The organism is Vibrio salilacus (assembly GCF_002811245.1).
Lineage (GTDB): Bacteria > Pseudomonadota > Gammaproteobacteria > Enterobacterales > Vibrionaceae > Vibrio > Vibrio salilacus.
In genome coordinates this window covers 75,658-91,177 of the sequence record NZ_NIVQ01000004.1, presented here as the reverse complement: position 1 = coordinate 91,177, position 15,520 = coordinate 75,658, and the positions used below count along the sequence as shown (strand labels likewise).

Below are 15,520 nucleotides of genomic sequence, written 5' to 3'. Positions count from 1 at the left end.
GAGTTATTCATCGTTTAAAAAATCAAGTGAGACAAAATGTCTCACTTGATAAATCACTGAGTTAGTCAAAATGTACCTATTTTTTGTGTGGTATATTTTGTCCCACGACTAAAACCGCTCCATCATCGTTTGCTACCGTTTCTAAAGAGTCTTGCACTGCTGCATCACAGGTTGAATCAGTCGCAACGTCATCGTTTTCATGATCAAGTGGCGGGGGCGTGTCAGTCAGCGGTTCCTCTTCGGTATTCATCCAGTCACGCAGCTTCTCGGCCACCTCGCTAGAGAGTGATTTTACCGCTTTGTAGTCATGGTCGTAATCGTTGAGTCCATCGGTTTCGCTAAATTCGCCAGAGAGAAATAGTTGTCTTAGTGCCGCCTTTTTTACTGCGGCTTCAGCTTGTGAAGCCAACAGGCTTGCAACGCTCGTATCACTAGCTTGGGTCTCGACAGTTTGCTCTGGGATTAGAGGCTCTGGCGAAGATGGCGACTCTGCGATTGGAGGGACGCAATCTTGTTCAAGCTCACTCTCAAGTTTTCGCTTTGACCAACGATGGATAAAATTAGTTGCCACTGGCTCGCCCTGCCCCTTTGCGTTTCTTACGGCGCTGATCTAACAGTTCGCCATGTCGGCCAATAAAGGCTTCGATCCAAGCTTGTACGGCGAGTGGCATATCGTTTGACAGAACCAAGTAGTCACCGTCCATATACTGGCTTGCTACGCTTTGAGAAGCCGTTAAGGTCACAATGATAGGCTGCTCGTTTGAATCCATGTCATCCAAAATTAAAAACAGCTTAGGTTGGTTAGAACTGAGGTTGAATCGATAATCTGTGCGCTCGTCGCGGTGTAGCTGCAAAATACTAACGAATGAATTCAACTCGCTCGGTTGCAAATCAAAATGGGTCAACTGCCATTGAGTGGTTGTCCATAAACCGGTTGCAATTTCATGAGCGACCAATTTGCACTCAATAGACCAGAGCGCCTGATCTTTATGCAGTTTCGCCGTCACAGATTGTTGTTTTGACATGGTTCACCAATATGAAATATGTGATTAAATGTAAGCATTGTTCTGGTTGAGTTGTGCAGCACAATCTAACGAAACATTGCAATGACTTAACGATACAAAGCAAGTTTTGTACCTACAGGCCAAGAGACATTAATATTTATCACCAACCCTCTTTTTATCAATGTAGTCGAGGGTTAGATTCAAGGTTGAGAATCTCCGATCTATTTAGTTAGCGCTAAAAGTTAGGAACAGTAATTGCTTGCACTAGTCCATTAACCATCAATCCATCACTAAAACAGGAAACGTTTGTGGCCAAGCCAACGGTAATTAAAACCAGTGAGAATCCTTTGCAAACCATTGAAGTTGAAGTTTTTGACGAATACGGCGAACGTTTAACAAAGCAAATTGCCTGTGAACGACCTCTGACGGTACTGTTGAACTGGAAAGAAGTGGTGACTTTAATGACATTAGGGTCGCGTCCTGAATCCTTAGTTTTAGGCTACTTGAAGAATCAGAGCTTCTTAAGCGATCCTGATGCGCTTGAATCGGTGATCATCGATTGGGAATCCAATAGCGCTGCGGTGGTTACCAAGGAAGATATTCAGCAAGTCGAAGCGGCACTGAAGAAGAAAACGGTCACCTCAGGGTGTGGTCAAGGCACCATGTACGGCAACGTGATGAAACAACTAGAAGGTTATCAGGTTCCGCAAGTTAAGCTTAAACAGTCCGAAGTCTACGCTGCGCTCGAAGCCCTGACCCATTACAACGCTACCTATAAAAAAGCCGGAGCGGTTCATGGTTGCGCGATATGCAAAGGCAATCTAGTGCTCTCTTTTGTTGAAGATGTCGGCCGCCATAACGCCGTCGATACACTTGCTGGTGAAATGTGGCTCAATGGTGAAGAAGGCAAGGATAAAATATTTTACACAACCGGGCGTTTGACCAGCGAGATGGTGATTAAAGTTGCTCAAATGGGTATACCAGTACTGCTTTCACGCAGTGGCGTCACGCAAATGGGGTTAGATCTTGCCCAGCAATTTGGAATTACGACGATTGCCAGAGCTAAAGGGCTGCGCTTTCAGGTTTTTACCGGTGCAGAGAGCATGATATTTGATGTTAAAGGCTCAACGCTCGAGGGCGATAACCAACACTGACAGTTCAAAACGCATTGGCCAGTTGCTGACTGAGCCAGGCGACATGCTATCTGTATATCTGCATGGCTTATGAACTTGATGTCCGTTTCATCGCCCTCCAGTATCTTACTTGGCATGCTGAAAATGCTCCATGCTGAGAAATACCAAAACGCGTCCTTGAGTTTTATTCAAATGACTAAACGTTGGCTATTGAGGTACAAAAAAGCCCGCATTCGCGGGCTTTTTACTAACACAATCGATTCAATTATTGCTCTACACCGCGCGATTTTAAGAACTCGGCATAAGTGCCTTTAAAGTCAGTAATCTTGTTGTCTTTGATTTCCATGATTCGTGTTGCGAGTGAGTCAACAAATACACGGTCGTGAGAAACGAAGAACAGAGTGCCTTTATACTGCTCAAGGGCATTGTTGAGTGACTCGATAGACTCCATATCCATGTGGTTGGTCGGTTCATCCATCAATAGCATGTTAGGTTTGTGCATCATAATCTTACCGAGCAACATACGACCTTGCTCACCACCGGACAGCACTTTGACTGACTTCTTAATATCATCTTGTGAGAACAACATACGACCTAAGAAACTACGCAGCACTTGCTCATCATCGCCAGCTTGACGCCACTGTCCCATCCAATCCATTAAGTTCATGTCTTGTTCAAAGTCATGCGCATGGTCTTGAGCGTAATAACCAATGTTTGAGTTTTCAGACCACTTGTATTCGCCGTGACGAGGCTCAAGTTTGCCTGCGAGAGTGTTAAGCAAGGTTGTTTTACCCACACCGTTCTCACCGATAATCGCAACACGTTCACCGACTTCAAAAATAGCGCTGAAGTCACTAAACAGATCGTCGTCAAAACCTTGGCTGAGGTTTTCAACCACAAGCGCATTACGAAACAGCTCTTTTGATTGCTCAAAACGAATGAATGGGTTTTGGCGGCTCGACGCTTTGACTTCTTCAAGTTGAATTTTGTCGATTTGTTTAGCACGAGAAGTCGCTTGTTTCGCTTTTGATGCGTTAGCAGAGAAGCGAGCAACGAAGGTTTGCAAATCGGCAATTTGTGCTTTCTTCTTGGCGTTATCAGTCAGAAGACGTTGACGAACTTGATACGCAGCCGTCATGTATTCGTCGTAGTTTCCTGCGTATAGACGTAATTCACCATAGTCCAAATCCGCCATGTGAGTACACACAGAGTTTAAGAAGTGACGGTCGTGCGAGATGATGATCATGGTGCAGTTACGTTGGTTCAACGTATCTTCCAACCAGCGAATGGTATCCATGTCCAAGTTGTTGGTTGGTTCGTCGAGTAGCATAATATGCGGGTCAGCAAACAGAACCTGTGCTAATAGCACACGCAGTTTCCAACCAGGAGCAACTTCACTCATCAACCCGTAGTGCTGCTCTTCAGGAATACCCACAGCGAGTAATAATTCACCCGCTTTGGAGTCTGCCATGTAGCCGTCCATCTCGGCAAATTGCACTTCAAGATCCGCAACCTGCATGCCTTCGTCTTCACTCATCTCTGGCAGTGAATAGATGCGGTCACGCTCTTGCTTTACCTTCCACAGCTCTTTGTAGCCCATGATAACGGTGTCAATAACCGTGTATTCTTCATAGGCAAACTGGTCTTGGTTCAGTTTTGCGACACGTTCATTGGGATCGTAGCTGACATTACCACCTGAAGGTTCAAGCTCGCCGCTCAGAATCTTCATAAAGGTTGACTTACCACAGCCGTTTGCGCCGATCAGGCCATAACGGTTACCTTCACCAAACTTAACTGAAATATTTTCAAATAGTGGCTTAGCCCCAAATTGTTGTGTGATGTTGTTGGTGGAAATCAATGTCAGTACCTATTTAATATCAAAAACGGCGCCACACTACTGATTACTGCGATTAACTTCAAGCTTTGTTTTTATTTCAACCTATAGATTTGTCACCAGCAATTCAACATGTGCCCGTTCCGGCAGGTAGATCGAAAAGCGGCTACCCTGCCCCAAGGTTGATTCAACCGTGAGTTCTCCACCTGATTGGCTTAAAATACTTTGCGATACCGACAGGCCTAAACCAGTTCCATCACGCTTAGTGGTAAAGAAAGGGGAAAACACTCGGTTTAGGTTTTCGGGTTTGATACCGCAGCCTTGATCTTGGACATGAATCACCACACCCCGGACTTCACCATTATCAATCCAATCTTCACTCGTGATTGTCAGTTCGCCTTTGCCTTGCATGGCGTGGATACCATTGATCTGTAAGTTAACCAAAATCTGCAAGAGCTGATGGCGGTTGATCTCAACACAATGATGAGCCTGTAACTCAGTATGAAACACCACATCACGTTTCTTTGCGCCAGTTTTGACCAGTGTAATGCTCTCTTCAATGATGGGGTTAACATGCTGCCAAGTAATTTCGTCCTGTACACCGCCATGGCGACTGTATTGCAATAAACTGCGGGTGATATTGCGGATACGATCGATTTGAACGTGAATCGCCTCAATTTCCTCGGCGACACGTTGTGACTCATCCCCCAGTTCAAACTGAATCAATTCAATATTTCCTAGGATCACTGCGGTTGGATTATTGATCTCGTGCGCGATACCTGCGGTCAACTCGCCCAGTGCCGCGAGCTTTTCATTAACAACCAATTTGTCTCGCGTTTGGTTAAGCAGTTGAATGTGAAGCTCAAGTTGTTCGGTTTTCTCTTTTAAGCTAATGGTACGGTCATTGACTTTACTCTCGAGTTCGCCCGCCGCGCGTTCCAACTCATTTTTACGTTGTTCTAGCAGATCAAGCATATTATCGAACTGTTTGGCCAGTTGGGCTAATTCATGATTCTCGTCTAACCCTAAATGGCCGATCCGGGTCTCTTTGTCGAGTTGAATCATTTTGACCACGCGGTGTATATGTTCAATCGGAATAAACAGATCGCGTGAGCCTCGATAAACCAGCAAACTTGATAACAACAGCAGCACTAAGGTGGTCACGGATATTTCCGCCAAATTAGTCATGTACGTGGTGACAAAGGGCCACATCAAATAACCGGTATAAAGCATGCCGATGACATTGTCGTATTGGTCATACAGTGGTTTGTAAGCGGTGATATACCAGGCGTCATAAACAAAGGCTAAGTTAACCCATTCTTGACCATCAACGAGTACCGTTTGCCTTACTTCATCGGATACCCGAGTGCCGATCGCGCGCCCCAATCGATCATCACTGTCGAGTGGGACATTGGTGCTAACGCGTAAGTCATCAAGAAAAACGGTTAGCGTCCCAACAGGCCTTAGGCTGTCTTGCTTTGTCGGATAGATGAGATCGCGAATAGCGTCGACTAAATTGGTGCTGTTATTGAGCAGTAACCCACCATCAAGAAAACCGATGATGTCACTTGTTTGGTTGTAAATGGGAATAACCGTTCGACTCACCAAACCACGCCCTTCAACCTGATGGCTGTTGAGAATTGGCGTCTGCGCACGCTTGACTAAATCGTCACCCAATTCGCTTAACTCTTGCGTTGTCAGTACATCAAAAAACGATTCGCGCCGAGTCAAATCCATAAAGCGAAATTTGCTCTCTATGTTATCAACACGATGAAAGCGCAGAAAATCAAGTTTATAGTGATGACGCTGTTGAGAAACCCAGTGTTGTAAATCACCGAGCTCAGTGACAGGGTCACGATAGCGTTTAACAAATTCATAGGAGTGAGCAAAAGCTTGAACATGATTGGCTTGTTTTTCTTGGATTAGTTCAATACTATTTTCAGCTACACCTAGACGCTCTGAAACATCCACCAGCGCACTTTGCCACGTGTAATGTATCGACCAATAAATCGTCATACCGATTAAAGCAATCAGAGTTAATACAATCGGCGCCGAAGTCAGAATCATCAAGCGATAACGCACCATGGTTTTAAAGCGATAACGCCATTTTGACCAAAAAGACGCGTTAATCGACATAGCTTGATTCTTCATTTTCCCACTCTTTGAATTTTCGCTCTAACGTTTTACGCGCTACACCAAGATCGCGCGCGGCGGCCGACTTGTTACCGCGGTGGTAATCGACCAGCTGTTGTATGTGCGCTTTCTCAACCTCTTTAAGATCCCAATCGTTTGGATAACCTTGCTGTTGGTGACCATTTGATGTCAATTCAATCAGTTCGGCGCCATTTGACACTGTCATCGTAACCGATGGTTTAAAAGTGTCGCCATGGTTGTCTCGCCAGTAATGCGCTGGCGGCTTGCCAAGTAAGATACAGCGCTCAATGAGATTTTTTAGCTCACGAATATTGCCGGGCCAATCGTATTCATTCACCGCGAGAATATCTTCGTACGCCCATTGTGGATCCGGCATACCCAACTCTGAGGAAAGCATTTTGGTAAAAAATGGCACAAGTTCAATCAGATCGGCCTTCCTCTCACGAAGAGGGGCCACTTCAATCTTGAGCACATTGAGTCGATAAAACAAATCCTGTCTGAAGTTGCCATGACTGACTTCTTGTTGAAGATTACGGTTGGTTGCGGCCACCACTCGAACATCAACACTGACTTCTTTTTCGCAACCGACTGGGCGAATGGTTCGCTGCTCTAACACACGAAGCAGCGCTGATTGCATGGCAAGTGGCATTTCACCGATTTCGTCGAGAAATAAGGTCCCGCCACTGGCAACGCGAAACAAGCCTTCACGGCTTTTCTTTGCCCCAGTAAAAGCGCCAGCATTATGGCCAAAAAGTTCACTTTCTAACAGTTCAGGGGCAATGGCCCCACAGTTAATTGGAACAAAGGGTCCACTGCGCATACTCGCTTCATGCACCCCACGGGCGACCAACTCTTTGCCAGTGCCAGATTCCCCTTCAATCAACACCGAAGCACGTGATGGCGCGAATTGCGTGATCAGTTGTTTTAACTGCTTGGTCTTTTCTGAGCCACCAACAATATCGGTGGTGATATGGCGCTTAAAGTCGTGTTGAAGTGCGTATTGATGACGTAACTCTAAGCGCTTATCCATGCAGCGCTGCACAGCTTGTAACATTTGTCCAAGATTGAATGGCTTCAGGATGAAATCAGAGGCACCCAGCTTCAGGGCACAGATGGCAGTTTCTAAATCGGCATAACCCGTCATAAAAATAACGTCGGCCTTTTTATCAGGATCGTTAAATGCTTCTTCCCAATCAATGCCTGAACGTCCGGGTAAGTTTATATCGAGCACGATCAGATCGTAATGATTGGCAATGCGCAGTGACTCGGCCTCTTCAATGCTGCCGACACAATCGACCTTAGAGAACCACTTATTCAGTGCTTTGTCTAAAATCGTCTGCATTCCGACTTCATCATCAACGACGAGAACGGAAAAGGCTTGATATTGCGACGCTTTATTAGGATCAAGTGATGGAGGCATAACGATTATTTCCATTGATGATGACTTGGGTCAGAGTGTATCAAGTTTCTTATCCGCTGACTTAATCAATGTGGGACATTTTGTCCCTTGTCATAGTTTAATGCTTTAACTTGTTGATATTTCATTTGAAACCATGCACATATTTTTGGCATTAAGATTGCTTAATATGCGTGCCAACTTATAAATCAATACTAAATAATGTTGGTGAACCGTGGCATAGGCTGCGGTTTTATAAGCGAAGAAATGGAATGATGATAATAATATGAAAGCAACAACGATTATATTTGCAACAACGTCACTCGCCCTTGTCAGTTACTCTGCCCTAGCAGCGGATGACAAGCCCCACGTGCGCTTAGCCACGACAACCAGTACTTACCATTCTGGATTGCTCGATTATCTTTTACCAAGGTTTGAACAAGACACAGGTTACAAAGTTAATGTAATTGCAGCGGGAACAGGCAAAGCGCTCAAGATGGGCGAGAATGGCGATGTTGATCTCGTTATGACTCATGCACCTAAAGCAGAGGCTAATTTTGTTGTGCAAGGCTATGGCATTTTGCCTCGTCAACTAATGTATAACGACTTTGTTGTTGTTGGCCCAGATGATGATCCAGCTAAAGTAACTGAGCAAACAAACGTTGCCGAGGTGTTTACGTCGATTGCGACCAGCAATGCAACCTTTGTTTCTCGTGGTGATGATTCTGGTACACATAAAAAAGAAAAAGCCATTTGGCAACAAGCCCAAATAGAGCCCAATTTTGGTGGCTATCGCAGTGTAGGCCAAGGTATGGGCCCAACACTGAATATGGCCAACGAAATGCAAGGTTACACGATGACAGATCGAGGCACTTGGCTTGCTTACACCAACAAACTTGATCTTAACATCTTATTTCAAGGTGACAAGAGCTTATTTAACCCCTATCAGGTGATTTTGGTTAACCCTGAGCGCTATCCTGGTATCAACTACCAAGGAGCAAAAGCATTCAGCGATTGGTTGGTCAACCCGAAAGGACAGCAGTTAATTAATAGCTTTTCACTCAACGGCACCCAACTGTTTGTTGCCAATGCTGATGAGCAGTAATTGAAGATGAGTTTGTGGCAAACCACCCTTGATGCATTCGCTTTATTGGTCAGCTTTGATCAAGAGCTTTGGCGAATTGTTGCGGTCTCTTTTAGTGTCTCTTTGTCTGCGATCTCGATAGTGTTGTTGCCAGCTATTATTTTCTCATTTCTGCTCGCCTATACTGAGTTCAAAGGCAAGTGGGTTTTGTTGTCTCTCATCAACACTCTACAAGCGATTCCAACCGTGGTAATTGGCTTGTTGCTTTATATGTTGTTGTCGCGATCAGGGCCACTCGGCGATTGGCAAATGCTGTTTACTCAAAAAGCGATGATCGTTGGCCAAATGTTAATTGGTTTTCCTGTCTTGGTTTCAATGATGCATGGGGCATTGCAATCTAGCGATCGTCGTGCGGTAGAAACCGCCGTGACACTGGGTGCCAGCGTGCCACGTATTATCGCTACCATGATTTGGGAAACGCGTTTTCCGTTGATGGCCGCCGCGATCGCGGCGTTTTCGCGTATTGTTACCGAAGTGGGCTGTTCGACCATGGTCGGCGGAAATATCATGGGCATTACGCGCAATATTCCTACTGCCATTGCCATGGAAAGCCACAAAGGCGCCTTTGCTCAAGGTGTCGCTTTAGGCATAGTGTTACTCACGTTAGCCTTGGTACTGAATTTCTTTCTCACTAGCATGCGTGGAAAAGGCTATTTAAGGACGTAGTACATGACGATAAAAATGACTGCTCAACAGCTGTCGATGCGTTTCAAGGATCGAGTTCTGTTCCATATCCCAACGCTGTCTATCGGCCCGAATGACGCCATCTACCTCAAAGGGGACAACGGTGTGGGCAAAACGACGCTGCTTAAAATTCTATCTGGACTTATCAAGCCCACAACTGGGAAAGTCAACGCCCCCAACGATAGTTGGCTACAACGTGTTTTCCCACGCAGCGGTCGCAACCAAGTCATTTATTTGCACCAATCCCCCTATTTATTTGATGGTACTGTTTACGAAAACATCGCTTACGGTATTCGCTATCAAAAAGAGCCGTTAAAAGATAAGCGAGCCCAAGTAATTACTGCTCTGCGTATGGTAGGCTTAGAAACTCTCGCTGATGAACATATTTCGGTTTTATCAGGAGGAGAGAAACAGCGCGTGGCCATGGCGCGAGCCTGGATTTTAAAGCCTTCTATTTTATTGATGGATGAACCGAGTGCTTCACTTGATCAAGAATCAATTGATCGCTTAGTCGTAATGGCGCAAGATCTATTAAACCGTGGATCAAGTTTAGTGATTACGAGTCATCAGAAAAATGCATTGACTGGCCTGTGCCGCCAACAATGGTGGATCAAAGAAACCACTTTAATCGAGGCACCGCTGCTGCAAGTCATCACCGATAAAGAGATAAAGAATAGTTATGCTTCTTCCAACGCAAACTAGTTGGGTTATTTTGGCTGGTGGTCAAGCTAGCCGCATGGGTGGCAATGATAAAGGTCTAATCCTGTTAGACAATAAACCGTTAATCCAACACGTCATTGATCGTCTTACCCCACAAACATCACAGATTTTAATCAACGCTAACCGTAATCAAGCAGAGTACGCTCAATTTGGTCAAGTGTTTGGCGATGAGTTTAAACAATACCCAGGGCCGATGGGTGGTATACATGCTGGCCTACTTAATGCGCCAACTGACTGGGTTGGATTCGTTCCGTGCGATAGTCCGCAAATTAATCACGATTTAGTTGCTCGTTTTTGTGCCGCCGTGACACCAGAGAGTGATATTTTGGTTGCTCACGACGGTGAACATCAACAACCTGTCTTTACCCTTTATCACAAACGTGTATTACCTAAGTTAACCGCATTTCTTGAGCGTGGCGATCGTAAGATTATATTGCTCTACAAAGAGTGCAATACTCACTATGTTGACTTTAGTGACTCTGCTGACTGCTTTGTTAATTTGAATACACCTGAAGAACTCTCTCAATTTGGAACGCTGAACTGATGACTTACCCATTCCCTATCCCTTTGTTAGGTTTCGCTGCCTATTCGGGTACTGGTAAAACAACATTACTCGAGGCATTACTGCCGAAATTGACCGATGCGGGTTTGCGCATTGGTATCCTTAAGCATGCTCACCACAACTTCGATGTCGATAAACCGGGCAAAGACAGCTATCGCCTGCGCAAGGCGGGAGCAACCCAGATGTTAATTTCATCACGCAACCGCTTTGCTTTGATGACAGAAACCCCGCGGCAAGAGTCAAGTTTTGACTATCTGCTGAGCCGATTTGATTGTGATTGCCTTGATATTATTTTGGTTGAAGGGTGCAAGAATGTCGCCTTTCCTAAACTTGAACTTCATCGCCAAGCACTCGATAAACCTTGGCTGTATCCCAATGACGATAATATTATCGCTATTGCGGCTGACAGCGAAGTGACCGATTCTGATTTGCCTCAGATGGACATTAACGATCTTGAGACAATCAGTCAGTTCATTATCAATTATGTCGCGAATCATTCTTCTGAGCACAACAAAATGAGTACGGCATGTTGTGATGTATTATCTCCGGCCTTCTTGTCGGTGGAACAAGGACTGCAAAAAATCCTTGCCTTGATTGAGCCCGTCCAAGCTAAAGACAACTGTGCAATTGAAAATGCATATGGACGTGTTTTATCGACTGACGTTATTTCACCCGTCAATGTTCCTCAATACACCAACTCGGCCATGGACGGTTATGCCATTCGCAGTACAGATATAGGCCGTAAATCTTATCAGGTTATCGCTGAGGTCTTTGCTGGGCATGCCTACGATAAACCGCTACTCGAAGGGCAAGCGGTGAAGATTATGACTGGCGCTCCAATGCCTATCAATGCCGATACTGTTGTCATGCGCGAGCAAGCTCAAAGTAAAGGTGACAATGTCACCTTTAACGCATTAATAAAACCACAGCAAAATGTTCGTCAAGCGGGTGAAGACCTTGAGATCGGTAGCCATGTATTCAAACAAGGGCAACGTGTCACTTCAGCTGAAGCGGGCATGTTGGCTTCATTAGGATTTGCTCATTGCTCGGTATTCAAGCCGTTAAAGGTTGCGGTATTTTCAACTGGTGACGAAGTGCAAGCTCCAGGAAGTGACCAGCAAGCAAACTCAATCTATGACTCCAACCGTTTTACCATTATGGCGCTGCTGCAACAGCTTGGTTGCGAGGTCTTAGATCTGGGCATTCTTGAAGATAATCAACAAGCGATTATGTCTGCGCTTAAAAAGGCCTCTCATGACGCCGATGTGGTGATTACGTCTGGTGGTGTTTCTGTTGGCGATGCCGACTACATTAAATTGGCTTTAGAACAACTTGGTCACATTGACTTCTGGCGTATCAACATGAGGCCAGGCCGTCCCCTCGCCTTTGGTCATATCAACAAGAAACCTTTTTTCGGTTTACCCGGCAATCCTGTAGCGGTCATGGTTTCATTTATTAACTTTGTCGAACCTGCACTGCGTAAAATGCAAGGCGAAATAAACTGGCAATCACTCAAAGTCAACGCTATTGCTGAAGAGTCTCTTCGTTCTCGTCAAGGACGCACAGAGTTCAGCCGTGGTATTTATCAAATCAATCCATTGGGTCAATTAACAGTACGCACCACAGGTAAACAAGGTTCGGGAATATTACGATCCATGAGTGAAGCCAACTGCTTGATTGAAATCTCTCCTGCTATCGATACGGTTAAGCCGGGAGAAAGCGTGACAATCATCCCACTTCAAGGCAGAATCTAGCCTACTAAATGTTAGACCAGTGTGTCACTGGTCTGTTTTATTAATATCTAGGATGCTTTTTTATGTCTCGCACCATTCTCTATACCTACAAAGATGAAGAAAAAACGCTGACCTTTTCTTATCAACAACATCACTCTATACATGAAGCGGTAGCTGAGGCTGAAGGTATTGATATTTCAGGGTATTTGAAAATGGAACAGCAAATAGAAGCCATCTCTGATACCAAAGCGGTGCGCAATTATCGCGATAACCACTTTAGAAAGCTCGGCTTTAGCAAAATAACGCTTAAACAGAAAGAAAATCGCGGAGTGGGCAAGAAGAATAATTAGGGTCTGTTTATCTTTCGCGGTTAAATTTTCCCATTAACATTTCCTCCTATCTCTGGTCACAGCTTTGTCAGCCATTTAACTTGTACTCTAAACACTAACGGGAGCAATCTGCTCCCGTTTTCGTCAATTTATTACTTTCATTTCTTAATATTTAAGAATGCAGCCCCACGAACACCGCCAGAGTCACCGTGTTTAGCTTTAATGATTTTTGGACATTTTGCTACCGATAATAAATACTTCGGCACGCGTTTTGGCATCTCTTGATAGATAAGCTCAAAGTTTGATAGGCCACCACCAAGCGCAACAACGTGTGGATCATTTGCAGTAAAGATGTTGCCAAAACAGATAGCCAGTAACTCCATAAAGCGCTCAACATGTTCGCATGCTTGCGGTTCACCCGCTTCATAAGCTTTAATGATGTCGATTGCTTTCTTCTCTTCAGCAAAGTAATGATTGTAAATAAGTTCGAAACCACGACCAGATAAGTAGCTATCCAAACAGCCTTGTTTGCCACAGCCACAACCTAATAACGGCGCATTCTCGCCTAAATGGAACCAAGCATCGAGTGGTAAACGCATATGACCCAATTCACCGGCAACGTGGTTACGACCAGAAAATACTACGCCGTCATAAACCAATCCGCCACCAAAGCCAGTGCCAAGGATCAAACCCATCACTGAGGGTTCATCTTTAAGTTCATCATCCCAAGCTTCAGATAAGGCAAAACAGTTAGCGTCATTTTCGATTTTTACGCTGCGGCCAATTTTGGCTTCAAGGTCTGCACGTAATGGCTTACTTTTTGCTGCGGGCACGTTAACCGTCAGGACAGTCGCATCGTCAGCATCTTCCATACCTGGTAAACCAAGGCCAATTTTTCCTTCACAATCAAACTGTTGATCGTACTTACTTACTAAGCCTGCAATGGTATCAACCAATAGCGCGTAATCGTCGGTTGGCGTTGGAACGCGCTCAGTCGCAACTCGTTCTAATTTATCGTTAAACGCACCAAACTCAATCTTGGTACCGCCAACGTCAAAACCGTAGTACATCTCAATCTCTCCCAGAAAAACAAAAATAAAATTCAAATAATCGAGCTATTATCCATATAGCTACGCCTACAAACTGTGACATATCACTGATTTAGCCGTGGGGTGAGCCTGATTGGACAGTGTGTGTGCAACCAAAAGCCAATAATTAGAGCGATTTCTCGTTTCTTTTTCGCTCAATAAAGCGTTGCAGTATTGGCCTGTCGTCATCAGACTTCGCACGACTTTTACTGTGCATATAACTCTCTTTGAACACGTCAAACCACATTGCTAAAGTTTGTGATAAATGCGTCTCCCCCAACTGCTCAAAAACCAGTGTCGCCACTTCAGCGGTGGCTAAGTGTTGTTCGTTGTCAGAACGACGCATCAAGTAGCGAGAAACCGCTTGAGGTTCAATAAACACCACCGGCAAACGGTCGAGATAAGGCGATTTTCTAAAAATACGCCTCGCTTCGCGCCAACTGCCATCAATAAAGATCAATAAGGGAATTTTTCCTTGGCATCGTGTTATCACATTTTCACCCACCAATCGGGTGTCATCATCGACGTACTCTTTGGGAAAGATCACCAACGGTTGATAGTTAGGGTTAGCCAATAGCTCAAGCATCGCTTGATCAGGGTCTGTCCTATTCCATTGAAATGCGTAGCCTTCATGGACAGTATCTAAGATAAGTCGCCCAGTATTACTTGGTTTAAACACCTCGTTTTCGGATAACAGCAACATGACTGCCAACTTACTATCGATATTGGGTTGGTATGAACACAGACAGTGTTGTTGTGCGACTTGGCAATATTGGCAACGCTCGATTTTGCTGCCTCTGGCGTTAAAAGGCTTGGTTGAACGTGCTAGTCGCTGCTGATAGAGATGATGAAAAGCGTGGATTCTCATAACAGATCGTAATAATGTTAGGGTCTGCCAGTTTACTTAGCGTAACTCACGTTGCAAGGATATTATAATGCAAGATGCCGAACTGATTCGTTTAGGCTTTTTTATCACCACACTGGCTTTATGTGCGGTGTGGGAATGGAAAATACCGCGCAAAGTGTTGACGCAAAATAAAGCTTATCGTTGGCTCAATAATTTAGGATTGATTGGCTTCAATTCGATCTGTTTAAGCTTGCTCATGCCGATTGTCGCGTTAGGGATGGCCCATTATGCAGAGCAACATCAGCTAGGGTTATTTAATCAATGGCAGTTGCCCGCTATCGTAGAGATTTTCGCGGCCGTCATCATCTTAGATTTTGTTATATACCTCCAACACTTAGTTTTTCATCGTGTGCCTTGGCTATGGCGTCTACATCGAATGCACCACGCCGATCAAGATATTGACGTCACAACAGGTACTCGCTTTCACCCACTAGAGATTCTCTTGTCAATGTGGATTAAAATCGCCTGTACGTTAATGCTAGGTATTTCGCCACTGGCCATTATTGTCTTCGAAATCGTGTTGAATGTAAGCGCTATGTTCAATCATAGTAATGGCTACTTACCGCTAAAACTGGATAAAATACTGCGTAAAATCATCGTCACCCCAGATATGCATCGTGTTCATCATTCTGTGATTAGACAAGAAACCCATTCTAACTTTGGTTTTTTCCTGTCGATTTGGGACCGTTTATTTCACACTTATCGTGCCCAACCTAAGCTTGGCCACCAACAGGTTAAAATTGGTATTCCACTCTTTCAAAGTGCTAAGGAACAGCGGTTGGATAGCATGCTGTCGCAACCATTTCGCAATCGCTAGTTAGATTTCATGGAA

The 15,520-nt window shown here is 44.8% G+C and carries 15 protein-coding genes; 8 read left to right on the top strand and 7 right to left on the bottom strand.

From position 1 onward, the window contains the following. Positions 1 to 76: 76 nt before the first annotated feature. Together CDZ87_RS04100 and CDZ87_RS04095 are read right to left on the bottom strand one after the other, a co-directional pair. Positions 77 to 571, bottom strand: coding sequence for a DUF3306 domain-containing protein (locus CDZ87_RS04100; RefSeq protein WP_100752295.1), 495 nt, complete (start codon positions 569 to 571; stop codon positions 77 to 79). Continuing rightward, entirely contained in the window at positions 561 to 1,025 is a 465-nt protein-coding gene (locus CDZ87_RS04095; protein WP_100752294.1) for a DUF3305 domain-containing protein, read from the bottom strand. The genes CDZ87_RS04100 and CDZ87_RS04095 overlap by 11 nt, the downstream gene beginning before the upstream one ends. Positions 1,026 to 1,312: 287 nt before the next feature. On the opposite strand from CDZ87_RS04095, the gene fdhD reads away from it, so the two are divergent. Beyond that, entirely contained in the window at positions 1,313 to 2,158 is an 846-nt protein-coding gene (gene fdhD / locus CDZ87_RS04090; RefSeq protein ID WP_100752293.1) for a formate dehydrogenase accessory sulfurtransferase FdhD, read from the top strand. Positions 2,159 to 2,402: 244 nt separating this feature from the next. Here the strand turns inward: fdhD and CDZ87_RS04085 are convergent, their stop codons facing one another. The 3 genes from CDZ87_RS04085 to CDZ87_RS04075 all read right to left on the bottom strand — a co-directional run bounded on the left by CDZ87_RS04085 (position 2,403) and on the right by CDZ87_RS04075 (position 7,545). After that, positions 2,403 to 3,995 carry an ABC-F family ATPase gene (locus CDZ87_RS04085; protein WP_038174707.1) on the bottom strand — a complete coding sequence of 531 codons (1,593 nt, stop codon included), beginning with the start codon at positions 3,993 to 3,995 and terminating at the stop codon, positions 2,403 to 2,405. Between the two features lie 81 nt (positions 3,996 to 4,076). Beyond that, positions 4,077 to 6,107, bottom strand: a complete 2,031-nt coding sequence (locus tag CDZ87_RS04080; protein ID WP_100752413.1) for a sensor histidine kinase — start codon at positions 6,105 to 6,107, stop codon at positions 4,077 to 4,079. Continuing rightward, complete coding sequence (locus CDZ87_RS04075) at positions 6,097 to 7,545, bottom strand: sigma-54-dependent transcriptional regulator (RefSeq protein WP_100752292.1); 1,449 nt, start codon at positions 7,543 to 7,545, stop codon at positions 6,097 to 6,099. The genes CDZ87_RS04080 and CDZ87_RS04075 overlap by 11 nt, the downstream gene beginning before the upstream one ends. A gap of 262 nt (positions 7,546 to 7,807) precedes the next feature. Here CDZ87_RS04075 and CDZ87_RS04070 point away from each other — a divergent pair, with 262 nt between their 5' ends. From CDZ87_RS04070 to CDZ87_RS04045, 6 genes are all read left to right on the top strand, one after another. Further along, positions 7,808 to 8,626: an ABC transporter substrate-binding protein gene (locus CDZ87_RS04070; protein WP_100752291.1), complete on the top strand. Its 819-nt coding sequence runs from the start codon at positions 7,808 to 7,810 to the stop codon at positions 8,624 to 8,626. A gap of 6 nt (positions 8,627 to 8,632) precedes the next feature. Then, complete coding sequence (locus tag CDZ87_RS04065; protein ID WP_100752412.1) at positions 8,633 to 9,331, top strand: ABC transporter permease; 699 nt, start codon at positions 8,633 to 8,635, stop codon at positions 9,329 to 9,331. Between the two features lie 3 nt (positions 9,332 to 9,334). Beyond that, positions 9,335 to 10,051, top strand: a complete 717-nt coding sequence (locus CDZ87_RS04060) for an energy-coupling factor ABC transporter ATP-binding protein (RefSeq protein WP_100752290.1) — start codon at positions 9,335 to 9,337, stop codon at positions 10,049 to 10,051. Continuing rightward, positions 10,029 to 10,613, top strand: coding sequence for a molybdenum cofactor guanylyltransferase MobA (mobA, locus tag CDZ87_RS04055; RefSeq protein ID WP_100752289.1), 585 nt, complete (start codon positions 10,029 to 10,031; stop codon positions 10,611 to 10,613). The genes CDZ87_RS04060 and mobA overlap by 23 nt, the downstream gene beginning before the upstream one ends. After that, positions 10,613 to 12,385: a bifunctional molybdopterin-guanine dinucleotide biosynthesis adaptor protein MobB/molybdopterin molybdotransferase MoeA gene (locus CDZ87_RS04050; protein WP_100752288.1), complete on the top strand. Its 1,773-nt coding sequence runs from the start codon at positions 10,613 to 10,615 to the stop codon at positions 12,383 to 12,385. The genes mobA and CDZ87_RS04050 overlap by 1 nt, the downstream gene beginning before the upstream one ends. Positions 12,386 to 12,447: 62 nt before the next feature. Then, positions 12,448 to 12,714: a DUF2960 domain-containing protein gene (locus CDZ87_RS04045; protein WP_100752287.1), complete on the top strand. Its 267-nt coding sequence runs from the start codon at positions 12,448 to 12,450 to the stop codon at positions 12,712 to 12,714. A gap of 137 nt (positions 12,715 to 12,851) precedes the next feature. On the opposite strand, the gene nagK is transcribed toward CDZ87_RS04045, so the two are convergent. Both nagK and CDZ87_RS04035 read right to left on the bottom strand, forming a co-directional pair. After that, positions 12,852 to 13,763 (bottom strand): N-acetylglucosamine kinase, encoded by a 912-nt coding sequence (nagK, locus tag CDZ87_RS04040; RefSeq protein WP_100752286.1) that lies wholly within the window; start codon positions 13,761 to 13,763, stop codon positions 12,852 to 12,854. A gap of 145 nt (positions 13,764 to 13,908) precedes the next feature. Then, positions 13,909 to 14,649 (bottom strand): tRNA-uridine aminocarboxypropyltransferase, encoded by a 741-nt coding sequence (locus CDZ87_RS04035; protein ID WP_100752285.1) that lies wholly within the window; start codon positions 14,647 to 14,649, stop codon positions 13,909 to 13,911. A gap of 67 nt (positions 14,650 to 14,716) precedes the next feature. On the opposite strand from CDZ87_RS04035, the gene CDZ87_RS04030 reads away from it, so the two are divergent. Further along, positions 14,717 to 15,505: a sterol desaturase family protein gene (locus CDZ87_RS04030; RefSeq protein WP_100752284.1), complete on the top strand. Its 789-nt coding sequence runs from the start codon at positions 14,717 to 14,719 to the stop codon at positions 15,503 to 15,505. The last annotated feature ends 15 nt before the right edge of the window (positions 15,506 to 15,520 follow it).